Annotated in this window: 1 protein-coding gene; it reads right to left on the reverse strand. The window is 34.3% G+C overall.

Annotated elements, in window-relative coordinates; genetic code table 11:
- Window positions 1–561: 561 nt before the first annotated feature.
- Window positions 562–1,251 (reverse strand): thioesterase II family protein (locus F6K22_RS41195; RefSeq protein WP_293110975.1); only part of this gene is annotated, 690 nt, incomplete at its 5' end.

Genomic DNA, 1,251 nt, shown 5'->3' on the forward strand with positions numbered 1-1,251 from the left:
ATGTAAACTAGCAAACGCCATATCCAATCAACCAAGAGAAATAAATTTTTTCCTTTTAGTCAATCCTCTCCCTAAAAGGGAGAGATAATTATCCATTATCCATTATCCATTATCCATTAATGAACTTTATCCTTTCCTTTTTAGGACTACCCAAAATATTATAAGAGGGTGACACCATACTCCTTAAAGTAGTAGCGTACAACTAGCGATTTTTGTAGTTAAACTCTTGAGAGTGAAAGGGATTTATTTAGGGCTTGCTGATTAAATATAAAAGCGTTTGCAGATAAAGGTTTTAGCCTTTTTGAGGTCGAAAAAAGTGCAAATTTTTCAGATCTTCATGCTCAAATTTGAGTGTATTTTAGGCAAAAATTGCGCAGAAAAATCCCAAATTGACAATTCTTACTCCTACCTCCTCGCTAATTCCCATTTCTCCTGTCTCCTACCCCTACTAAAAGACTTTTGATCGCAAACCCTATTTATAAATATTACTACATCTATAGTAGCACTACCCTCCTTAATTTTAAGAAAAAAGGGTGCTAATTTTGCACCCCAATAATTTATTTATTGAGCAATTAATTGTGGTAAAAGTTCTTGAGAGATTAGCTCCAAAAGTAATTTTTGACTATCTTTCAAAAACATAAACATATGTTTACCAGGTATCCTATCTATTTTTAGGTTGCTGGTAGTATACTCAGACCACAGAGAAAGTTGGCGATCGCTAACTGTATAATCATCTACTCCACTAAAACTAGAGATTGGGCAACCTAGTGGCTTTTTGTCTACATAACGGTAACTTTGTAACAGTTGAAAATCTGCCTTAAAGATATTCATTAATTCATTTAAAAGCGATGAATCTTTAGTAATACTTTCTGGAATTTCAGAAATTTCTAGAAGATAATTAAGTCTTTCTGCTTCTGAAAGAGATGCTATTTTTTCTAACAAAGTATTGTCTGATGGTGGAACAACACCACTCAAAAACAACTGTCTTGGTTTCAAATTATATTGTTGTTCCAAAACATAAGCAAGCTCAAAAGCAATCAATGCTCCCATACTATGACCAAAGAAAGCAAAAGGTTGATCCAAATAAGGAGAAAGGAAATCTGCTAAAACCTCAATCATACTAGCAAAATCTGTAAAAGGTTTTTCCTGAAGTCGCCTTTGTCTACCCGGTAATTGAATGGGTAAAACTTCTATTTCTGGAGGTAAAGCATCAGACCATTGTTGATACATAGAAGCACTGGCACCCCAGGG

The sequence above is a fragment of the Okeania sp. SIO2F4 genome (assembly GCF_010672385.1).
Taxonomy (GTDB): domain Bacteria; phylum Cyanobacteriota; class Cyanobacteriia; order Cyanobacteriales; family Microcoleaceae; genus Trichodesmium.